The organism is Methylobrevis albus, from assembly GCF_015904235.1.
Classification (GTDB): Bacteria; Pseudomonadota; Alphaproteobacteria; order Rhizobiales; family Pleomorphomonadaceae; genus Methylobrevis_A; species Methylobrevis_A albus.
Genome location: NZ_JADZLT010000054.1, coordinates 153,099 through 170,662 on the forward strand (window position 1 = coordinate 153,099; position 17,564 = coordinate 170,662).

The following is a 17,564-nucleotide window of genomic DNA, read 5'->3' on the forward strand; positions in this document are numbered from 1 at the left end:
CGGTGGCCTTCGGCGCGGGCGTCGCGAAGGCCTGTCAACGAACGGGAAGCGCCGGGCGCGTCCATGGCCGTCTGCGGCCGCGCTTTCTGGACCACAAAGCGCCGCGGCTTGCAAGGGCGCACCGGCATCGCAGCCGTGCACGCCCCTTGTCGCGCGGCACTCAGGCCGCCGCCCGCACCACCGCCGGCTTGCCGCGCTCGAAGCGGTCGAGCGCATGGGCGAGCGCGACCTGGATCGCCAGCCCCGCCGCGACCAGCACCGTGTCGAGCCAGAGCAGCGGCGGCATCTCCGGCATCGGCAGCGTGCCGTCCTGATCGAGCACCGCGTAGCGCACGATCAGCCCGGCGACCGAGAGCAGCGTGCCGGTCCAGAACACCGGCAGCGCGTGCCGGCCGATCAGCACCAGCGGATTCCTCGGAGTCAGCCGCGCCGAAAGCCACGGCATCAGCGGGCTGTGGCCGACGACGTAGACCAGCGCCAGCACATGGGCGAGCCGGGCGATCGCGACATAGGTCTTGTCGTTGCCGACGAAGGTCGCCGGCAGCGGCAGGTCGGGCAGCAGGCCCCAGAGGTTGAACCAGGTGTAGCTGAAGCAGGCGACAAGATAGGCCGCCGCGAGCCAGAACAGCGGAGCGACATAGGGCACGCCGCCGAGCCCTGCGCGCAGCCGCCAGCCGATCAGGATGCCGATGGTGAAGATCAGCTGCCAGGCGAGCGGGTTGAAGTACCAGGAGCCCTCGGCCGGAAAGGTCGGCACGTTGAGGCCGGAGGCATGCGACAGCGCATAGACGGCGAGCGAGGCGGCGAGCGCGACGCGCGGGCCGATCGTCACCAGGGCGAGGATCGCCGGCAGCATCAAGAGCAGCGTCACGTAGAGCGGCAGGATGTTGAAGTAGCCGATCTGGTGCGTCATCAGCGGGATGCCGACCAGCGTCCGCGCCGTGTCGGAGAACAGCAGCGGCAGGTTGAGCTCGTTGAGCAGCGGCGCCGTGCCGAGCCACAGCGCCCCGGCGGCGAACAGGCCGAGGCCGACCGCGGTGTTGGAGAGATGCGCGAGGTAGAGCGTCACCGCCCGCTGCAGCGCGCGCCAGACGGCCGCGCCATACTGGCCGGCCGCGATGCCCGGCAGATAGGCGAACGCCGCCGCGACGCCGGCGAGCAGCACGAAGATTTCGGCAGAATCGGTGATGCCGAAGTTCTTGTGCGTCAGCCGCTCAAAGGCGTTGCCGGGCATGTGGTTGATGAAGATCGAGGCGAGCGCGAGGCCGCGGAAGAAATCGATCCGGTGGTCGCGCGCCGGCTTCGCCAGACCGGCGGCGGCGAAGCTGGCGGGGACGTTGCCTGGGCGGGCGACGCTGGGGTCGGCGGTGGTCAACGTCCGGCGCTCCGGCAGGGTGGCGCGGCCGGCGGCGCGGTGGTCGCGCGGCGGCGGGCGGCCCCGTTCCTAAGACCGGCTGGCGCGGCGCGCAACGGCCCCGGCGCCGCAGGCCGCCGATTTCGTCCTCGCCGGCACGGCGCACGCCTCGCGAAAAGACTTAGGCCGAAGGTGTGACGGTGCCTGCCCTTGCGCGGATCGTCCGCGGAGCGAACACTCCGGCGCGGCGACGGCGGCCGAAACGGCCTTGCCGGCCCGGCCCGCCGCAACAACGAAGAAGCCGCACGAGGGGGAACGCATGAGCCGCTATGCCGAGGTCTACGCCGCCTGGAAGGCCGACCCGCAGGGCTTCTGGCTGGAGGCCGCCCGCGCCATCGACTGGGTGGAGCCGCCGACGGCCGCCTTCGATGCCGGCGCCGGCACCTATGGCCGCTGGTTTCCCGACGCCGTCTGCAACACGGCCCACAACTGCCTCGACCGCCACGTCGCCGCCGGCCGCGCCGACCAGCCGGCGCTGATCTACGACAGCCCCGTCACCGGCACCAAGGCCGTCTACACCTATGCCGAGTTGCTGGCGAAGGTGGAGGCGATCGCCACGATCCTCATCGACCGCGGCGTCGTGAAGGGCGACCGCGTCATCGTCTACATGCCGATGATCCCCGAGGCGCTGATGGCGATGCTCGCCTGCGCCCGCATCGGCGCGATCCATTCCGTGGTGTTCGGCGGCTTTGCCGCGAGCGAACTCGCCGTGCGCATCGACGACGCCGCGCCGACGGCGGTGATCACCGCCTCCTGCGGCATCGAGCCGTCGCGTGTCGTGCCCTACAAGCCGCTGCTCGACACCGCGATCGAGCTCGCCCGCCACAAGCCGGCAACCTGCCTGATCCTGCAGCGCCCGCAGCTCGCCGCCGAGCTGATCCCCGGTCGCGACCTCGACCTCGCCGCTGCAATGGCCGCCGTCGCCGGCCGGCGCGTGCCGCCGGTGCCGCTGGCCGCAACCGATCCGCTCTATATCCTCTACACCTCCGGTACGACCGGCCAGCCGAAGGGCGTGGTGCGCGACAATGGCGGCCACATGGTCGCCCTCGCCTGGTCGATGACCAACCACTACGGCATCGCGCCCGGCGAGGTGTTCTGGGCCGCCTCCGACGTCGGCTGGGTCGTCGGGCATTCCTACATCGTCTATGCGCCGCTGCTGATCGGCGCGACGACCGTGGTCTACGAGGGCAAGCCGGTCGGCACCCCGGACGCCGGCGCCTTCTGGCGCATGGTCGAGGAGTATCGCATCGCCGCCCTCTTCACCGCGCCGACGGCGCTGCGCGCGGTGAAGAAGGAAGACCCGGAGGGCAGGCTCGCGCTCGACTACGACCGTTCGTCGATGCGCACGCTGTTCCTCGCCGGCGAGCGCGCCGACCCGGACACGGTGAAATGGGCGGAAGAAAAGCTCGGCGTGCCGGTGGTCGACCACTGGTGGCAGACCGAAACCGGCTGGGCGATCGCCGGCAATCCCGTCGGCCTCGGCCTGCTGCCGGTGAAGCACGGCTCGCCGACGGTGCCGATGCCGGGCTATGCGGTCGAGATCCTCGACGACGCCGGCCATGCCGTCCCGGCCGGCAAGCTCGGCAACATCGTGATCCGGCTGCCGCTGCCGCCCGCCTGCCTGCCGACGCTGTGGAACGCCGACGACCGTTTCCGCCGCGCCTACCTCGAGGAGTTCTCCGGCTACTACAAGACCGCCGACGCCGGCTTCGTCGACGACGACGGCTACCTCTTCATCATGTCGCGCACCGACGACATCATCAACGTCGCCGGCCACCGGCTTTCGACCGGCGGCATGGAGGAGGTGCTGGCCGGCCATCCGGACGTCGCCGAATGCGCGGTGATCGGCATCGCCGACGCGCTGAAGGGCCAGGCGCCCTGCGGCTTCGTCGTGCTGAAGGCCGGTGTCGATCGCCCGCGCGCCGAGATCGAGAAGGAACTCGTCGCCCGCATCCGCGACAAGATCGGCCCCGTCGCCGCCTTCAAGCTGGCGATCACCGTCGAGCGCCTGCCGAAGACCCGTTCCGGCAAGATCCTGCGCGGCACCATGCGCCAGATCGCCGACGGAGAGACGGTGCGGATGCCCGCCACCATCGACGACCCGGCCGCGCTGGAGGAAATTCGCGCCGCTGTGGCGGCGCGAGGGCTGGGAGGCTGAGGGGAAGTCGCCGGGCGGAGGCGCCGATTGCGGCCCCATCCCTCCCCCTCGTGGGGAGGGTGGCGCCGCAGGCGCCGGGAGGGGTGCGGCCTCTCCGTCGTATGAGGCGAGGCTGTGACCCCTCCCGACCCGGCCTGGCGGCAGGGCCACCCTCCCCACGAGGGGGAGGGATGGTCAGGTCGCCTCCGCCCCACGCGGGGGAGGGACGGCGCCCCGCCTTGCCGCAGCCCCCCCCAAAAACAAAGCGCCACGAACCTTCCGGTCCGCGGCGCTCCATCGGCGGTGACCCGCCGTCCGGCGTGCTGTGGCGGCCCCTACCCGGCTGCCGCGGCCCGTCGGTTCAGGCGGTTCGTCAATGCAACGTTCCGTCTCTGCGTCCCGAAGCCTGCAGCTTCAGGATCTCGTCTTTCAGATGCAACTTCCGACGCTTGAGCTCACGCACCTGGAGTTCATCGACGCTGGGGTGATGCACGACCTCCTCGATCTGACGTTCGAGTGCAGCGTGGCGGCGTTCGAGCTCCGAGATATGAGACTGTAGCGACATCGGCATGCCTCCTCTTCCTTTTGGCGCCGGCGATCCGGACGCGTGGGGAACGATGGGAGTGTCGCACGATTGTCATCGATCGGACACCCCAAAATCTGATGTATTGTGAGAACTCGTTTGCGCAAGTGCTGCACGTTCGCGCAAAATTACAGCAAAAGACCGCTGCCAGACTCATGATAATAAGTAAAAATGTTCACACCGCGGCGCCGGGTCTTGCCGGCGGCGAAGGCGGAGGATCTGCCGGCTCTTCCGGCGCGTCGGCAGCGGCGCTACGCTTGGCCGCGGGGCGACGACGGGCGCGTGCCGTCTCTTCGACATCGGCATGCCGGCGCGCCCTCGCAAGGCCCTGATCCGACTAAATGTGGAGCCATGGCGGATTTCCGGCGCCGGTGCACGGCCCGGCCTTGATAAAAAAGGCGAATTCGGTCGGGGTGATTCCGCAGCGGTCCTGCCCATAGTTTCGGCAGTCCGCGGCCCGCGTTGCGCCCGCGTGCTGCGGTTCGCGATATTTGCTATGCTGGCCACGGCCGAAATGGCCGCCGTGATCAGCCGTCCGACGCGGAAGTCGGCTTGATCTGAACCGGTTTTTCAGGTCTTAAACGAACTGTGCCGCGGTGTTTGGTGCGGAGGACGAGTAGGCATGAACGATGGGGACGATCAGGCGGTCCGGATCGAGCTGGCGCGGCTCAGGCAGGAACATCGCGACCTCGATGCCGCCATCGACGCGCTGACCAAGCTCGGCAATTCCGACAGCCTGCAGATCCAGCGCCTGAAGAAGCGCAAGCTCGCCCTGAAGGATCGCATCGGCTTCCTCGAGGACCAGGTCGTTCCCGACATCATCGCCTGAGCCCCAAATTCCAAGGTACGAGATCACTGCGGCCACGCCGCGCCCTGCCCCCGCCGCCGCCGCGGCCGAGCGAAACGGACGCATGACCGACACGCCGCCCCCCGTCGCCATCATCATGGGCAGCCAGTCCGACTGGCCGACGATGAAGCATGCCGCCGACGTGCTGGAGGAACTGGGCGTCGCCTACGAGGCGCGCATCGTCTCCGCCCACCGCACGCCGCAGCGGCTCTACGAGTTCGCGCACGGCGCCAAGGCCGCCGGCTTCAAGGTGATCATCGCCGGCGCCGGCGGCGCGGCGCACCTGCCCGGCATGACCGCGGCGATGACGCCGCTGCCCGTGCTCGGCGTGCCGGTGGAAAGCCGCACCCTGCGCGGCGAGGACAGCCTGCTCTCGATCGTGCAGATGCCCGGCGGCATCCCGGTCGGCACGCTGGCGATCGGCAAGGCCGGCGCGATCAACGCCGGGCTGCTCGCCACCGCCGTGCTCGCCCTCTCGGACCCCAGCCTCGCCGCGCGGCTCGACGGCTACCGCGCGCGCCAGACCGCGGCGATCGCCGAATTTCCGATGGACGCCGACTGACGGCGACGCCGCCACCGACCGGCACGGAGTCTGCATTGCGGACGGCCGGGCGATCCGGCCCCTTCCTCCCCCCAGTTCATGGATGACCGCCCGATGCAGCCCCTGAAGCCCGGCGCCACCATCGGCATTCTCGGCGGCGGCCAGCTCGGCCGGATGCTGGCGCTCGCCGCCGCCCGGCTCGGCTTCGACTGCCACGTCTATTGCCCCGAGCCCGACAGCCCCGCCTTTCGCGTCGCCGCCCGCCACACCGTCGGCGCCTATGACGATGCCGAGGCGCTCGCCACCTTCGCTAGCAGCGTCGACGTCGTCACCTACGAATTCGAGAACGTCCCGGCCGCCGCCGCCGAGGTGATCGCCGCCTGCCGGCCGCTCTACCCGGATGCCCGCGCGCTCGCGACGACCCAGGACCGCGTCGCCGAGAAGATTTTCCTGTCGTTCGGCGCCGGGGTCGAGGTGGCGCCCTTTGCCGCCATCGACGGCGAGGCCGACATCGAGACGGCGATCGGCGTCACCGGCCTGCCGGCGATCCTGAAGACCCGCCGCTTCGGCTATGACGGCAAGGGCCAGGCGAAGGTCGGCACCCTCGACGAGCTGCGCGAGGCGCTCGAGCGGTTCGGCGGCGACTGCGTGCTGGAAGGGCTGATCTCGTTCGAATCCGAGCTGTCGGCGATCGTGGTGCGCGGCGCGGACGGCCTCGCCGAGGTTTACGACATCGGCGAGAACCGCCACGAGAACCACATTCTCTCCGAGACCATCGTGCCCGCGCCGCTCGCCGCCGAAACCCTCGCCGCCGCCCGCGCCCTCGGCCTCGCCATCGCCGAGAAGCTCGGCTACGTCGGCACGCTGGGGGTCGAGATGTTCCTCGTGCGCGACCAGGGCGAGGAGCGGCTGCTCGTCAACGAACTCGCCCCGCGCGTTCACAACTCCGGCCACTGGACCGAGGACGCCGCCGTCACTTCGCAGTTCGAGAACCACATCCGCGCCGTCGCCGGCTGGCCGCTCGGCGCCGTCACCCGCACCGCCCCGGTCCGGATGCTGAACCTGATCGGCGACGCCGCCGCCGACCCGCTGGCGATCCTCGCCGACCCCTCCGCCCGGCTGCACCTTTACGGCAAGCGCGAGATCCGCGCCGGCCGCAAGATGGGCCACGTCAACTACCTCGACCGGTAGACGCCGGTTCGAGGCGCGCCGTCGGTCTAGCAGAAGCGATGGGCGCGCGCGCCCGGCCTCGCCCTTAGAGACGGGCCCGACGGCCCTCCTCAGGATGAGGCCTTCGAGAGTTTTCTTTTTATTACAATGATTTGCCCTTTTCCCTCATCCTGAGGAAGTCGCAACGCGACTGTCTCGAAGGACGAGGGAAAAGCCGAGGCGCCGACACGTCCACTCGCCTCGCCGTCTCAAAGGTGCAGGTCGATGACGTCGTAGTCGGTGCGCACCAGCCGCGTCTGTTCGGCGATGAAGCGGGCGATCTCGGCGGCGCCGTTCACCGCCGTCACCGACCGGCACGCCGCCCGCATCCGCGCGCGCACCGATGGATCCATCAGTTCGCCGACGATCTCCGGTGCCGCATAGAGATCGCGGGTGCGCATCAGCCGGCAATAGCCGCGCAGGTCGGCGTAGCGGGCGCGCAGGATCTGCCGGTCCATCTCTTCGGCCTCGTTCGGCACGAAGATGGTCGGGATCGCCCCCATGATCGCCTCGTGGAAGCTGTTGTAGCCCGCCGCCGAGACCGCGAAGTCGAACGCCTCCGAGAGGCGGAAGCTCGGGTAGAGCTCGATGATGCGGTGCCGCGGGCCGGTGCTTTCCGGCAGCGCCCCGTCGCGCACCGGCGAGACGATCTCGAGGATCGTCACCCCCGGATAAGCGGCGAGCGCGCCGAGCACCGCCGCCCGCGCCCCGCCGAGGTCGTAGTTGTTGCCCGAGCCGAGTTGCAGCGCCACCACGGTGTCGCCCTCGCCGAGATCGAGTTCCCGGCGGGCGCTCGCGCGGTCGACCCGCTCGGAAACATCGACGTTGAGCACCGGGCCGACGCGGTGCGTGTCGCCGCGCGCCGCCCGGGTCGGGCCGCGGTCGAAGGCGTCGGCGATCTCGCCGGGCTCGATCACCGCGTCGAAGGCGGCCGCCCGGTCGAGCGCCCCGGCATGGCCCTCGCCCCACATCGCGCGGCGGATCCAGAAGCTCATCATCTCGGGGAACGCCGCCTTGGCCGACAGCAGCCCGCCATAGGGCACGTTGCCGTCGAAGACCAGCGCCCGCGGGCGATAGAAGGCGATCGCCTCGTGCACCTCCTCGCCGAACACGGAGTTCCAACGGTTGACGTCGGCGGCGAGATAGCGATGAAACGGCACGAACTCGGCGAGATAGCCGGCGTCCACCACGATCTTCACCGCGTTCGACAGCGTGAAGAACACCGGCTCGACGTCGGGCGGCAGGCGTTTTGCCACCGCCAGCAGCCGGCTGAGGTGGCCGAGGCCGATGCCGTTCGACGACATCATCAACACCCGCACCGGCGGCAGGCCGCGCCGCGCCGGCCGCGGCGCCATTGCCGGCTCCACCGGATCGAGCGCCGCAATGCGGGCTGCGAAGCGCTCGAGGCCGAACCGCGCCCTCACCGTCGCCCGCGCCCGCTCCGCCTGCAGGCGGTAGGCGCGCGGGTCGGCCATGAACTCGTCGATCACGGAGCGCACGTCGGCCGGCTCGGCATAGACTGCGCCGGGGCCGAACAGCGGCTCGAAGCTCTTCGGCAGGATGGCGACGAGCCCGGCGGCGAGCGCCTCCAGCACCGCGCGCCCGAACGCCTCGATCCAGCGCTCGCTATGGAAATAGACATAGACGTCGAGGCTGCCGAGGAAGCTCTCGACGGGTTCGGCGCCGAAGGGCAGCACCTCCCAGTTCGCCGGCAGCGCGCCGTACAGCGTTTCGAGGAACGGCCCGCCGCCGAGGATGCGGACATGGTAGCGCGGTTCGGCGGGATAGGCGGCGAGCGCCTCGGCGCGGGTGTCCGGCCACTTCTGCGTATTCGGCCGCGCATGCCGGCCGATCACCACGGGGGCGCCGCCCGCCCCGGGCACCCGGTCGCCGCGCGGCGGCACCGCGTCGACGTCGATCAGGTTGACCCAGTCGTCCCCCGCCACCGGCGCGCCGCCGGTCGGAACGCCCTTCAGCGCCGCGCGAACCAGCGGCCCGACCGGCGCCAGCAGCGGCACCCGGCCAAAACCGATCTCGATCGCGCCGACGATGGCGGCAAGGTCGTACTGGCTGGTGCCCTCGGCATCGACGGGCGGGTGATGCAGCACCAGCACGAGATGCTTCGTGCTCACGTCGATGCGCCGGTCGGGCGGCCGCGCGAAAATCATCGGGTGGTGGATCACCGTGACCCGCGCCGAGATCCGCTGCGCCGGGTCGGCAAGGCGGATGCGGCCGTCGTCGAGCAGCGCCCGGATCTGCGGGTGCACCGGCCGCGGCTGTTTCAGGAGGGCGCTGCGGACGGACAGCAGGCGCGCGTCGAGCCCGGCCCGTGCGGCCGCCTCGATCTCGGCGGCCAGCGCCGTCGACGTACCCCCTGGAAAGCGAAGATCGGCAACGAAAAGAATATCGGTTTCAATATGCAAGGAATCGCCCTTTCGCCGGGTTTCCTTCTTGCGACATAGTCTTTGCACCAATTGGGCCGGAGTATGGTCGCCGGCCGGCCGAACTGTCCAGCGGCCGCGGCGGAAAGCAGGGAGCACCGAGCGATGCGCTTCGACCGAAAACTGGCGGCGGCGGCTACCGCGCTGGTGGAACGGCTGCGGCCGGCGCCGACGACCGTCGACGAGGACGACATCCGCCTGATGCCGGGCGAGACCCGCGTCGCCCTCGTCACGCTGTTCGGGGTGCCGCGGGCCGACGTGCCCGACATCCTGACGGCAACGGCCGCGACGCTCGCCCGCTTCGACCGCGTCGTCTACCTAACCGACGATCCGGATTTTTCCGAGCTGCGCCGCCGCGGCGCCACCTTCGAGTACCTGCCCGCGCTTTCCGAGATCACGACGCGCGGCGCCGGCCTGCCCTGGGCGCGCTATCTCGCCGAGCGGCGCACGATCCTCGTCGCCAAATGGCGCCCGGTGCAGGAGATCAGCTACGGCCTCTCCTTCGACGACCTCATCGCCGCGGTCGCCGCCGCCGCCGCGGAGACGCCGGGCGCCGCCGAGTTCTGACCGGCCGCGGCGCGGCGCGCGATTGACAGCACCCCCCGCCGCCAGTCATCTGGAGCACGAACGGACCCCGGTCGCCTGAACGGCCTTCGCGAAGGCCACCCCCGGAGAGCTCGCCCGCGTGACGCGTCCCGATCCTGAAGCCGGCGAACTGATCGGTGCCGTCGCCCGCGGCGATCGCGCCGCATTCGAGCGACTTTATCGCCTCTCGGCGCCGAAACTCTTCGCCATTGCCCTGCGTATCCTCAGAGACCGTGGCAGGGCGGAGGAAGTGCTGCAGGAAGCCTTCATCCGCATCTGGCGCAGCGCCGCCTCTTTCGACGGCGCGCTCGGGGGAGCGGGAGCCTGGATGACGTCCATCGTGCGGAATGCGGCCATCGACGCCTTGCGGCGTCAGCCGCCACCCTCGATCTCGGCCTACGAGGACGAGGACATCCTGGCCTCGATCTCCGACGGCAGTTTCGAGCGCCTGGACCCGGCCATGGCGCAGACGCTGCATGACTGTCTCGGCCGCCTCGAGGAAACCCCGCGGCGGCTGATCGTCCTCGCCTATTGCGGCGGCTACTCGCGCGAGGAACTCGCCGACGCCGAGGGCCGCCCGATCGGCACCATCAAGACCTGGCTCCACCGCGGCCTCGCCGCACTCAAGACCTGCCTGGACGGCGACGAATGACCGACGACGAACGCGATCTCCTGGCAGGCGAATACGTGCTCGGCACGCTGCAGGGCGACGTGCGCGCGGCGGTTCGCCGGGCGATGTCGATCGATCCGGCGCTGAAGGCCGCCGTCGCCGCCTGGGAGGCGCGCCTCGCGCCGCTCGCCGACCTCGTGCCCCCGGTCGCCCCCTCCCCGGCCGTCTGGGCCGGTATCCGCCGCGCCCTCGACACCCCCGGCACCCTCGACGTCGTGCCGACGCCGACGACCGGACCGATCGCCGGTTCCGGTCCGGCGCAGGACGCCGGACGACCGCCGCGCCGCACCAGCGACGCGGCGCGCGCCGAACCGCGGCTCGGCGACGAGGACCCGGCCGATCCCGGCAATGTCGTGCCGCTGCGTATCTCGCCGCGCGACCGCTTCGACGCCCCGATCGACCCGCCGTCACCGGAACTCGCCGTCGATGGGCCGGAGACCAAGCCTTCGAAGCGGCGCGGCCGTGGCCGCGGCGGCGACGAGCCGCCGCGCGATCCGGCCGTGGTCAGGCTGGAGCGCCGCGTCGCCTTCTGGCGCCGCGCCACGACGGGTATGGGGTTGATCGCCGCCGGCCTCGCCGGGGTGGTCTGGCTCGGTTCGCTGCCGACGCCCGAGCGGCCGGGCAGCCGCTTCGTCGCCGTGGTCAACGCCGGCGGCGCCGACCCCGCGATGATCGTGACGGTGGACACCGTGGCGGGCACCGTCGCCGTCCGCCCGGTCGGGGCCGAGCAGCCGGCCAACCAGAGCCTCGAGCTCTGGTACATTCCCGAAGGCCAGGCGCCGCGCTCGCTCGGCCTCGTCGAGGCGGGTGGCCCGGTGCAGGAGATCGCCTTCGACCGCGTCGGCCGCGCCGCGGCGGGCGCGACGCTCGCCGTCTCCGTCGAACCGCCGGGCGGCGCCCCTGGCGGCTCGCCCACCGGCCCCGTGGTCTATTCCGGCCGCCTGATCCCCGACCAGCGCTGAGCGCTCCCGAACGCCGGAACCCCGCGCCCGACTTGCGCCGCCGCGTCAGGTGGGCTGTCAGCTCATCACATGGAAGGGCCGGTCTGACGGTCGTGCCGGCTCCAGCCTTGCCCCTGGTACGCCGATCGCATACCATCGGAACAGGACAGGAACGGGGGAACCGATGGCCACGGTCGAAAAGATCACGATCGCCCTCACGGCCGAGATGGCTGGCTTTGTCCGTAAGGCGGTCGATGCCGGCGAGTATGCCTCGACCAGCGAAGCCATCCGCGAGGCGGTGCGCGAGTGGAAGGAGCGGCGCGACCTGCTCGGCTTCACCGTCGACGAGTTGCGCGACCGCGTGCAGGACGGCATCGACAGCGGGCCGAGTTCCCGCGCGACGATGGCAGATGTGAAGGCCGAGGCGCGGCGCCGGCTCGAAGCATCCCGGCGCGGCGACTGACCGTGCCGACGGTCCACCGAACCGCCCGCGCCGACGAAGACCTGATCGAAATCTGGCTGCATATTGCGACCGTCGATCCCGAGGCCGCCGATCGCGTCCTCGACGCGATCGAGCGACGCTGGCAGCAACTCGCGCAACACCCCTTGTCGGGTATGCCCCGCCACGACATCGCGGCAGGCATTCGGCATCTGGTGGCCGGCCAGTATCTGACGCTCTACCGGGTCCACGCCGAGGGAGTGGAGATCGTCCGCATCCTGCACGGTCGCCGGGAGATCAATCCCGACGCCGTCGAGCCATAGAGAGAAAGCCGCGTCAGGCCGCCGGCGGCGGGATGCGCAACAGCGCCGTGGTGCCGCGGTCGGCGGGGACATACTCCACCCGGCTCGCGAGACTCTTCGCCATCGCCCGCACGATACGGCCGCCGAGGCCGGTGCCGGTGCTCGGGCCCTCGCCGGACCAGCCGATGCCGTCGTCGGCCACGGTCAGCACCAGGTCGCCGCCGTCCTCGAGCAGCAGCCCGACCCGGATCTCGCCGCCGCCGTCGGGATAGGCGTACTTGATGGCGTTGGTGACGAGTTCGGTGGCGATCATGCCGATGGCGACGGCGCGGTCGGTGGCAACCGTCACCGGTGAAGCCGTGAGGCGGATCGACGGCGTGTGCCCGGCCGCCGACACCGACTGCTCGAGCTCCGCGACCACGGCGCCGAGATAGGCGGAGAGGTCGACGACGCGCACATCCTCGGAGGTGTAGAGGCTGCGGTGCAGGTTGGCGATCGCCGCGATGCGCGCCTGCGTCTCGCTCAGCGCCGCCTGCGTCGCCGGATCGGCCACCGAAGCCGCCTGCATCCGCACCAGCGAACTCACCAGCGCGAGGCTGTTGGCGACCCGGTGGTTCACCTCGGCGAGCAGCACGACGGCGCGGTCGCGCGATTCGCGCAGGTCCCGCTCGGCCCGCTCCTTCGCCCGCGTCAGCCGCGCCTTTTCGACCGACTGCTCGAGCGCCGCGGCGAGCAGCACCTCGAAGTCCTCGCCGATCGTCTTGACGACATAATCGACCGCGCCAGCCTTCAGCGCCTCCACGGCGATCGAGAGCTCGGTCGAGGCGGTGACGTAGACCACCGGCGGCGGCGCCTCGCGGGCGTTCAGCGCGCGCAGCACGTCGATGCCCGAGCCGACGCCGAGATCGTGGTCGAGGATCACCACGTCGACCCCGCCGGCCTCGACCAGCGCGAGGCCATCCTCGGCGCCGCTCGCGTGGATGCAGGCATAGCCGCGCCGCGCGAGGATCCTCTGGACCAGTCGTCCGAGAATCTCGTCGTCGTCGATGTAGAGGACGTTGATCATCTGGCCGGGCATGTCGCCGCTCCGCCGATCAGCCCGTTCATTCCGTCTCCGGCACCTGGATCACCGCGAAGAACAGACCGAGCTGGCGGATCGCGTTGGCGAAGCCCTCATAGTCGACCGGCTTGGTGATGTAGACGTTGGCGCCGAGGTCATAGCAGCGCTGGATCTCGCGGCTGTCGTCGGTGGTGGTCAGCACCACGACCGGCGAGCGCTTGGTGTGCTGGTTCGACTTCACCTTCTCGAGGATCTCGACCCCGCCCATGTCGGGCAGGTTGAGATCGAGCAGGATCAGGAGCTGCCGGCCGGAACTCACCTCGCCCGAGCCGTCGGACCCGAGCAGGAAGGTGAGCGCCTCGGTGCCGCTCGCGAACGGGATGATCTCGTTGCTCACCCCGGCGCGGCGGATGTTCTTCTCGATCAGCCGGGCATGGCCCTCGTCATCCTCGATCATCACGATCGACACGGGCTTTCCGATGTTGCTCAAGATGCGGCACTCCGTTTCACCGCCGCGAGATCGGGCGGAAGGCTGAGGACGAAGGTCGTCCCGCGGCCGAGTTCAGACCTGACGCCGATATCGCCGCCGAGATTGCGGGCCATTGTGCGCACATGCGCAAGCCCGATGCCTTCGCCTTGGGTGTTTTGCGTACCCGACCGGCGGAAGAGTTCGAAGATTCGTTCGTGGTCGCCCGCGGCGATGCCGCGGCCGTTGTCCTCGACCTCGATCCGGACCCAGCCCGAGCGCTCGCGCTGACTGCGCACGCTGATCTGGATCGGGCGGTCGGGGGAGCGGTACTTGATCGCGTTGTCGAGCAGGTTGCCGAGAATCTGGTCGAGCGACAATCGGTCGCTGACGATCCGACCGGCCTTCGATTCGATGGTGATGCCGCCGCCCTCGGCGCTCGCCTGATGATGCACGGCGCTCGCGGCCCCCTCGAGCAGCGCGCCGAGGTCGACGGGCTCGGGCCGCAGCGTGCGGCTGCCCTCGCGGGAGATCTTCAGGATCGCGTTGATCAGGCCGTCCATCTTGCGCGTCGACGAGCGGATGAAGCCGATCGCCTCCGGCACGTCGACGTCGAGCGCCTCCCGCGCCTCTGCCGCCGCCCGGTCGTCGGCCGGGGCGCTGGCGTCGATGAAGGCCTTCACCGGCTTGAACGTCGATTCGAGTTCGCTGGTGAAGCCCATGATGTTGACCAGCGGCGCGCGCAGGTCGTGCGTGACGATATAGGCGAAGCGCTGGATCTCCTCATTGGCCTTGACGAGCGCGTCGGTGCGCTCGGCCACCCGCTCCTCGAGGCCGCGGTTCAGCACTTCCAGTTCGCCGCGCGCCGCTGAGAGTTCGCGCGTATAGGCGAGGATGGTCCAGGTCGCCGCCGCCGCCATGGCGAAGATCACGAGGGCGCCGCCGATTGTCACCCACCGGAGCTGCGCGCCGGCAACCTGCTGGCGCTCGATCGACGACTGCAGCAGCGCCTCCGCGCCGGCGAGGATCGCGGCGTAATCCTCCCGCACTTCGTCCATCGCCTGGCGTCCGGCGTCCTCGCGCACCACCGCGAGCGCGCCCTCGAAATCGCCGGCCTCGCCGAGGTCCACGGTACGGGCGAGCTCGGCGAGCTTGCGCTGCATGGCCGCGATCAGGCGCTCGACGCCGGCCTCGATTCCCGGAACGACGTCGTCGGCCCGGCGCAGGCGGCTCAGCGCCTCGTCGATCTGCTCGGAGGCTGCGAGATAGGGCGCGAGGTAGCGATCGTCGCGCGTCAGCAGATAGCCGCGCTGGCCGCTCTCGGCATCCTGCACCAGCGACATCAGGTCGGCGACGGCGCTGCGCACTTCGCGCACGGCGACGACTTCGGTGAAATTGCGCTCGGTCGCGGCCGTCAGCCAGAGTGACGTGCCGACGATCGCCGCGAGGACGGCGATCCCGGCAGCCAGCATCAGGGCGTTGACGCGCCGGAACAGGACCTGGGAAATCGGCATGATCAAACCTGGGGGAGATCGGACCTCTTTTTGTCCGACGTCACCGGGACGGGCAACATCAAAAGACATACCCGCGCGAAGAAGCTTGCGAAGACGTTACGTCGTCGCGGCTTTGCCGTCGGCTTTCCGGGCACGCGGGGCGACTTGCGATTGACACGGACGGCGAAATCCGTAAGGTCCGCGCCAACCCGGCGGGCCCTTCATCAGGCGCCCGCCGTCTATCTGTGGGCACTCGTGATCGGTCGGGAGAGTGGCGCATCGCGCCGGGCCTCACCGCCGGAAGGACGTCGTCATGAAGATCAAGAATTCGCTGCGCTCGCTGATGGGCCGCGACCGCAACAACCGGCTCGTGCGCCGCAAGGGCCGCGTCTACATCATCAACAAGAAGAACCCGCGCTACAAGGCCCGCCAGGGCTGAGCTCGGATGCCGGGGCCGACCATGGTCCGGGCTGCGTCTTCGCGGCGTGTCGCTCCGGCGCGCGCCGATCACATTTTCACGCTTTGACGACACGGGCCGGGGGCGCTAGCTTTCGGTCATGAACATCCGTGTCGCCATCCCAGCGTTGTCCGGCCGCGTTGCCGCCCCCCTCCTCGCGGTGACCTTGTCGCTCGCCGCCGCCCCGACCGCGGGCGCCGCCGGGGAGCCCGTCCTCACGGCCCCGGTCGTTCCTGTACAGGCCGACGGCGGCGAAGTGCCCCAGCCGCCCGGCGTGCTGCCGGAGCCGGATTCGGCCCTCCCCGACGCGCTGCCGCGCCTCGACGACGAGGGCGCCCCCGCCGAGGATACCCTGCCGCCCGACGCCTTCGTGACGCCGGATCCGGCCCTGCCCGACAGCGGCGACCAGACCCTCGACGACCTCTACCAGCGCCTCGCGCAGGCGAAATCCGCCGCGGAGGCCCATCCCTTCGAGCAGCGCATCCTGAAGCGGCTGGTCGCGACGGGAAGCGCGACGCTCGACCTGATGGTCGGCTGGTCGACGACCGCGGCCTCGGCCAAGCGCTTCCCCGTCTCGCTCGATCTGCTCGACCAGGTGCTGTTGCAGAAGCCGGACTACGCCGAGGGCTACAACCGCCGGGCGACGATCTACTACATGCAGGACGAGTACACCCGCGCCATCGCCGACATCGACCGGGCGCTGGCGATCGAGCCGCGCCACTTCGGCGCGTTGTCCGGCCTCGCGATGATCATGCGCGAAATCGACCAGGAGGCGCGCGCCCTCGAGATCTATCGCCGCCTCGAGGCGCTGCATCCAAACCTGCCGGACGTGCGTAAAGCCATCGACGAGCTGACGCTGGCGGTCGACGGCCGCCCGATCTGACGTGCCGGGCCGCGCTGCGGCCGTCGTGCGCGGGCGCTCGATCAGCGGACAGGCGGGGCATGGCGAAAGCGGCGATCTTGATCATCATCAGCCTTGCGGCGATCTGCGTGGCGGCCGGCCTCGGCCTCGCCTTCTGGACCGCCCGCGGCGTCGCGGACATCGAGCGCCGCTACCCGCCGGCCGGCTCCTTCGCCGAAATCGGCGGCGTCCGCATCCATTATGTCGATCAGCCGGCGACCGGTACCCGGCTCGGTCCGGCGCTGCCGCCGGTGATCTTCGTCCACGGCGCCAGCAGCAATCTCTCCGATGCGACGAGCGTGTTCGCCGGGCGGCTCGAGGGCAAGCGCCGCCTCGTCTTCCTCGATCGTCCCGGCCATGGCTGGAGCGCCCGCGGCGTCGAGAACGGGCCGGAGCCGGCACGGCAGGCGGCGATCGTGGTCGGCCTGATGGACCGGCTCGGCATCGACCGGGCGGTGGTGGTGGGGCATTCGTGGGGCGGGGCGGTGGTGGCGGCCCTCGGCACGCTCTATCCCGACCGGGCCGCCGGCCTCGTCTTCGTCTCACCGGCGACGCACCCCTGGCCGGGCGGCGTCGCCTGGTACTATTCGCTCGCCGCGATGCCGGTGATCGGCCCGGCGTTCGCCGCCACCCTGCCCTATCCCGTGATGCACGACGCTCTGGGCACCGCGGCCGCGACCTCGTTCGCGCCCGAGGCGATGCCGGAGGCCTATCCCGAAACCGCGCGCCTCGCGCTGCTGCTGCGCCCGGACGAGTTCGTCGCCAATGCCCGCGACGTCGACGGCCTCAACGCGGCGGTGATCGCGCTCGCCCCGCGCTACGCCGAGATCACCGCTCCGACGGTGGTGATCACCGGCGACGCCGATTCGGTGGTGCGGCCGGACATCCACAGCGCCGGGCTGATCCGCGATATCGAGGGCGCGGAACTCGTCGAACTCGCCGGTGTCGGCCACATGCCGCACCAGACCCATCCGGAGGTGGTGATCCAGGCGATCGACCGCGTCACGCGGCGCTACCTCGCCGCTCATCCGGAGCTCTGGCAGGGCGTTCCAGGCGAGATGTGACGGCGTGGCCGGGC

Annotated in this window: 18 protein-coding genes; 12 read left to right on the plus strand and 6 right to left on the minus strand. The window is 70.5% G+C overall.

All coding sequences use genetic code 11. The annotated features are described in order from the left end of the window. Positions 1-160: 160 nt before the first annotated feature. Positions 161-1,375: an OpgC family protein gene (locus I5731_RS16355; protein ID WP_197312479.1), complete on the minus strand. Its 1,215-nt coding sequence runs from the start codon at positions 1,373-1,375 to the stop codon at positions 161-163. Between the two features lie 298 nt (positions 1,376-1,673). On the opposite strand from I5731_RS16355, the gene I5731_RS16360 reads away from it, so the two are divergent. After that, positions 1,674-3,572 (plus strand): propionyl-CoA synthetase, encoded by a 1,899-nt coding sequence (locus I5731_RS16360; RefSeq protein ID WP_197312480.1) that lies wholly within the window; start codon positions 1,674-1,676, stop codon positions 3,570-3,572. Positions 3,573-3,924: 352 nt separating this feature from the next. Here I5731_RS16360 and I5731_RS16365 read toward each other — a convergent pair whose 3' ends face one another. Beyond that, on the minus strand, positions 3,925-4,116 hold the full coding sequence (locus I5731_RS16365) for a YdcH family protein (protein WP_197312570.1): 192 nt from the start codon (positions 4,114-4,116) through the stop codon (positions 3,925-3,927). Between the two features lie 640 nt (positions 4,117-4,756). Between I5731_RS16365 and I5731_RS16370 the strand changes: the two genes are divergently transcribed. The 3 genes from I5731_RS16370 to I5731_RS16380 all read left to right on the plus strand — a co-directional run bounded on the left by I5731_RS16370 (position 4,757) and on the right by I5731_RS16380 (position 6,713). Further along, positions 4,757-4,963 (plus strand): YdcH family protein, encoded by a 207-nt coding sequence (locus tag I5731_RS16370; RefSeq protein ID WP_197312481.1) that lies wholly within the window; start codon positions 4,757-4,759, stop codon positions 4,961-4,963. Between the two features lie 82 nt (positions 4,964-5,045). Beyond that, a complete protein-coding gene (gene purE, locus I5731_RS16375; RefSeq protein ID WP_197312482.1) occupies positions 5,046-5,543 on the plus strand; it encodes a 5-(carboxyamino)imidazole ribonucleotide mutase in 498 nt (165 codons plus the stop codon). A gap of 93 nt (positions 5,544-5,636) precedes the next feature. Further along, complete coding sequence (locus I5731_RS16380) at positions 5,637-6,713, plus strand: 5-(carboxyamino)imidazole ribonucleotide synthase (protein WP_235981850.1); 1,077 nt, start codon at positions 5,637-5,639, stop codon at positions 6,711-6,713. A gap of 227 nt (positions 6,714-6,940) precedes the next feature. Here the strand turns inward: I5731_RS16380 and I5731_RS16385 are convergent, their stop codons facing one another. After that, positions 6,941-9,154 (minus strand): glycosyltransferase family protein, encoded by a 2,214-nt coding sequence (locus tag I5731_RS16385; RefSeq protein WP_197312484.1) that lies wholly within the window; start codon positions 9,152-9,154, stop codon positions 6,941-6,943. Positions 9,155-9,277: 123 nt separating this feature from the next. On the opposite strand from I5731_RS16385, the gene I5731_RS16390 reads away from it, so the two are divergent. The 5 genes from I5731_RS16390 to I5731_RS16410 all read left to right on the plus strand — a co-directional run bounded on the left by I5731_RS16390 (position 9,278) and on the right by I5731_RS16410 (position 12,130). Next, positions 9,278-9,739 carry a hypothetical protein gene (locus I5731_RS16390; protein ID WP_197312485.1) on the plus strand — a complete coding sequence of 154 codons (462 nt, stop codon included), beginning with the start codon at positions 9,278-9,280 and terminating at the stop codon, positions 9,737-9,739. Positions 9,740-9,857: 118 nt separating this feature from the next. Continuing rightward, positions 9,858-10,409 carry a sigma-70 family RNA polymerase sigma factor gene (locus tag I5731_RS16395; RefSeq protein ID WP_197312486.1) on the plus strand — a complete coding sequence of 184 codons (552 nt, stop codon included), beginning with the start codon at positions 9,858-9,860 and terminating at the stop codon, positions 10,407-10,409. Next, on the plus strand, positions 10,406-11,389 hold the full coding sequence (locus tag I5731_RS16400) for an anti-sigma factor (RefSeq protein ID WP_197312487.1): 984 nt from the start codon (positions 10,406-10,408) through the stop codon (positions 11,387-11,389). The genes I5731_RS16395 and I5731_RS16400 overlap by 4 nt, the downstream gene beginning before the upstream one ends. A gap of 163 nt (positions 11,390-11,552) precedes the next feature. Then, positions 11,553-11,831, plus strand: coding sequence for a type II toxin-antitoxin system ParD family antitoxin (locus tag I5731_RS16405; RefSeq protein ID WP_197312488.1), 279 nt, complete (start codon positions 11,553-11,555; stop codon positions 11,829-11,831). A gap of 2 nt (positions 11,832-11,833) precedes the next feature. Then, positions 11,834-12,130 carry a type II toxin-antitoxin system RelE/ParE family toxin gene (locus tag I5731_RS16410; RefSeq protein WP_328839019.1) on the plus strand — a complete coding sequence of 99 codons (297 nt, stop codon included), beginning with the start codon at positions 11,834-11,836 and terminating at the stop codon, positions 12,128-12,130. Between the two features lie 13 nt (positions 12,131-12,143). Here the strand turns inward: I5731_RS16410 and I5731_RS16415 are convergent, their stop codons facing one another. From I5731_RS16415 to I5731_RS16425, 3 genes are read right to left on the minus strand one after another with little or no spacing between them, the layout of a single operon-like run. Beyond that, a complete protein-coding gene (locus I5731_RS16415) occupies positions 12,144-13,187 on the minus strand; it encodes a sensor histidine kinase (protein ID WP_197312489.1) in 1,044 nt (347 codons plus the stop codon). Between the two features lie 25 nt (positions 13,188-13,212). Then, positions 13,213-13,626, minus strand: coding sequence for a response regulator (locus I5731_RS16420; protein WP_197312572.1), 414 nt, complete (start codon positions 13,624-13,626; stop codon positions 13,213-13,215). 29 nt (positions 13,627-13,655) lie between these two features. Beyond that, positions 13,656-15,149 carry a sensor histidine kinase gene (locus I5731_RS16425; RefSeq protein WP_197312490.1) on the minus strand — a complete coding sequence of 498 codons (1,494 nt, stop codon included), beginning with the start codon at positions 15,147-15,149 and terminating at the stop codon, positions 13,656-13,658. Between the two features lie 292 nt (positions 15,150-15,441). Here I5731_RS16425 and ykgO point away from each other — a divergent pair, with 292 nt between their 5' ends. The 3 genes from ykgO (at position 15,442) to I5731_RS16440 (ending at position 17,550) form a co-directional block, all read left to right on the plus strand. Further along, positions 15,442-15,567 carry a type B 50S ribosomal protein L36 gene (ykgO, locus tag I5731_RS16430; RefSeq protein WP_197312491.1) on the plus strand — a complete coding sequence of 42 codons (126 nt, stop codon included), beginning with the start codon at positions 15,442-15,444 and terminating at the stop codon, positions 15,565-15,567. A 274-nt stretch (positions 15,568-15,841) separates the two neighbouring features. Then, the gene (locus I5731_RS20060) at positions 15,842-16,468 is read left to right on the plus strand and encodes a tetratricopeptide repeat protein (protein WP_197312492.1); all 627 of its coding nucleotides are present in this window, start codon (positions 15,842-15,844) and stop codon (positions 16,466-16,468) included. Positions 16,469-16,527: 59 nt separating this feature from the next. After that, positions 16,528-17,550, plus strand: coding sequence for an alpha/beta fold hydrolase (locus I5731_RS16440; protein ID WP_197312493.1), 1,023 nt, complete (start codon positions 16,528-16,530; stop codon positions 17,548-17,550). Positions 17,551-17,564 lie beyond the last annotated feature (14 nt).

Coding starts and splice junctions, on each gene's coding strand:
- I5731_RS16360 (WP_197312480.1), top strand. CDS start 1,674: ATGAGCCGCTATGCCGAGGTCTACGCCGCCTGGAAGGCCGACCCGCAG.
- I5731_RS16365 (WP_197312570.1), bottom strand. CDS start 4,116: ATGTCGCTACAGTCTCATATCTCGGAGCTCGAACGCCGCCACGCTGCA.
- I5731_RS16370 (WP_197312481.1), top strand. CDS start 4,757: ATGAACGATGGGGACGATCAGGCGGTCCGGATCGAGCTGGCGCGGCTC.
- purE (WP_197312482.1), top strand. CDS start 5,046: ATGACCGACACGCCGCCCCCCGTCGCCATCATCATGGGCAGCCAGTCC.
- I5731_RS16380 (WP_235981850.1), top strand. CDS start 5,637: ATGCAGCCCCTGAAGCCCGGCGCCACCATCGGCATTCTCGGCGGCGGC.
- I5731_RS16390 (WP_197312485.1), top strand. CDS start 9,278: ATGCGCTTCGACCGAAAACTGGCGGCGGCGGCTACCGCGCTGGTGGAA.
- I5731_RS16400 (WP_197312487.1), top strand. CDS start 10,406: ATGACCGACGACGAACGCGATCTCCTGGCAGGCGAATACGTGCTCGGC.
- I5731_RS16405 (WP_197312488.1), top strand. CDS start 11,553: ATGGCCACGGTCGAAAAGATCACGATCGCCCTCACGGCCGAGATGGCT.
- I5731_RS16415 (WP_197312489.1), bottom strand. CDS start 13,187: ATGCCCGGCCAGATGATCAACGTCCTCTACATCGACGACGACGAGATT.
- I5731_RS16420 (WP_197312572.1), bottom strand. CDS start 13,626: ATGATCGAGGATGACGAGGGCCATGCCCGGCTGATCGAGAAGAACATC.
- I5731_RS16425 (WP_197312490.1), bottom strand. CDS start 15,149: ATGCCGATTTCCCAGGTCCTGTTCCGGCGCGTCAACGCCCTGATGCTG.
- ykgO (WP_197312491.1), top strand. CDS start 15,442: ATGAAGATCAAGAATTCGCTGCGCTCGCTGATGGGCCGCGACCGCAAC.
- I5731_RS16440 (WP_197312493.1), top strand. CDS start 16,528: ATGGCGAAAGCGGCGATCTTGATCATCATCAGCCTTGCGGCGATCTGC.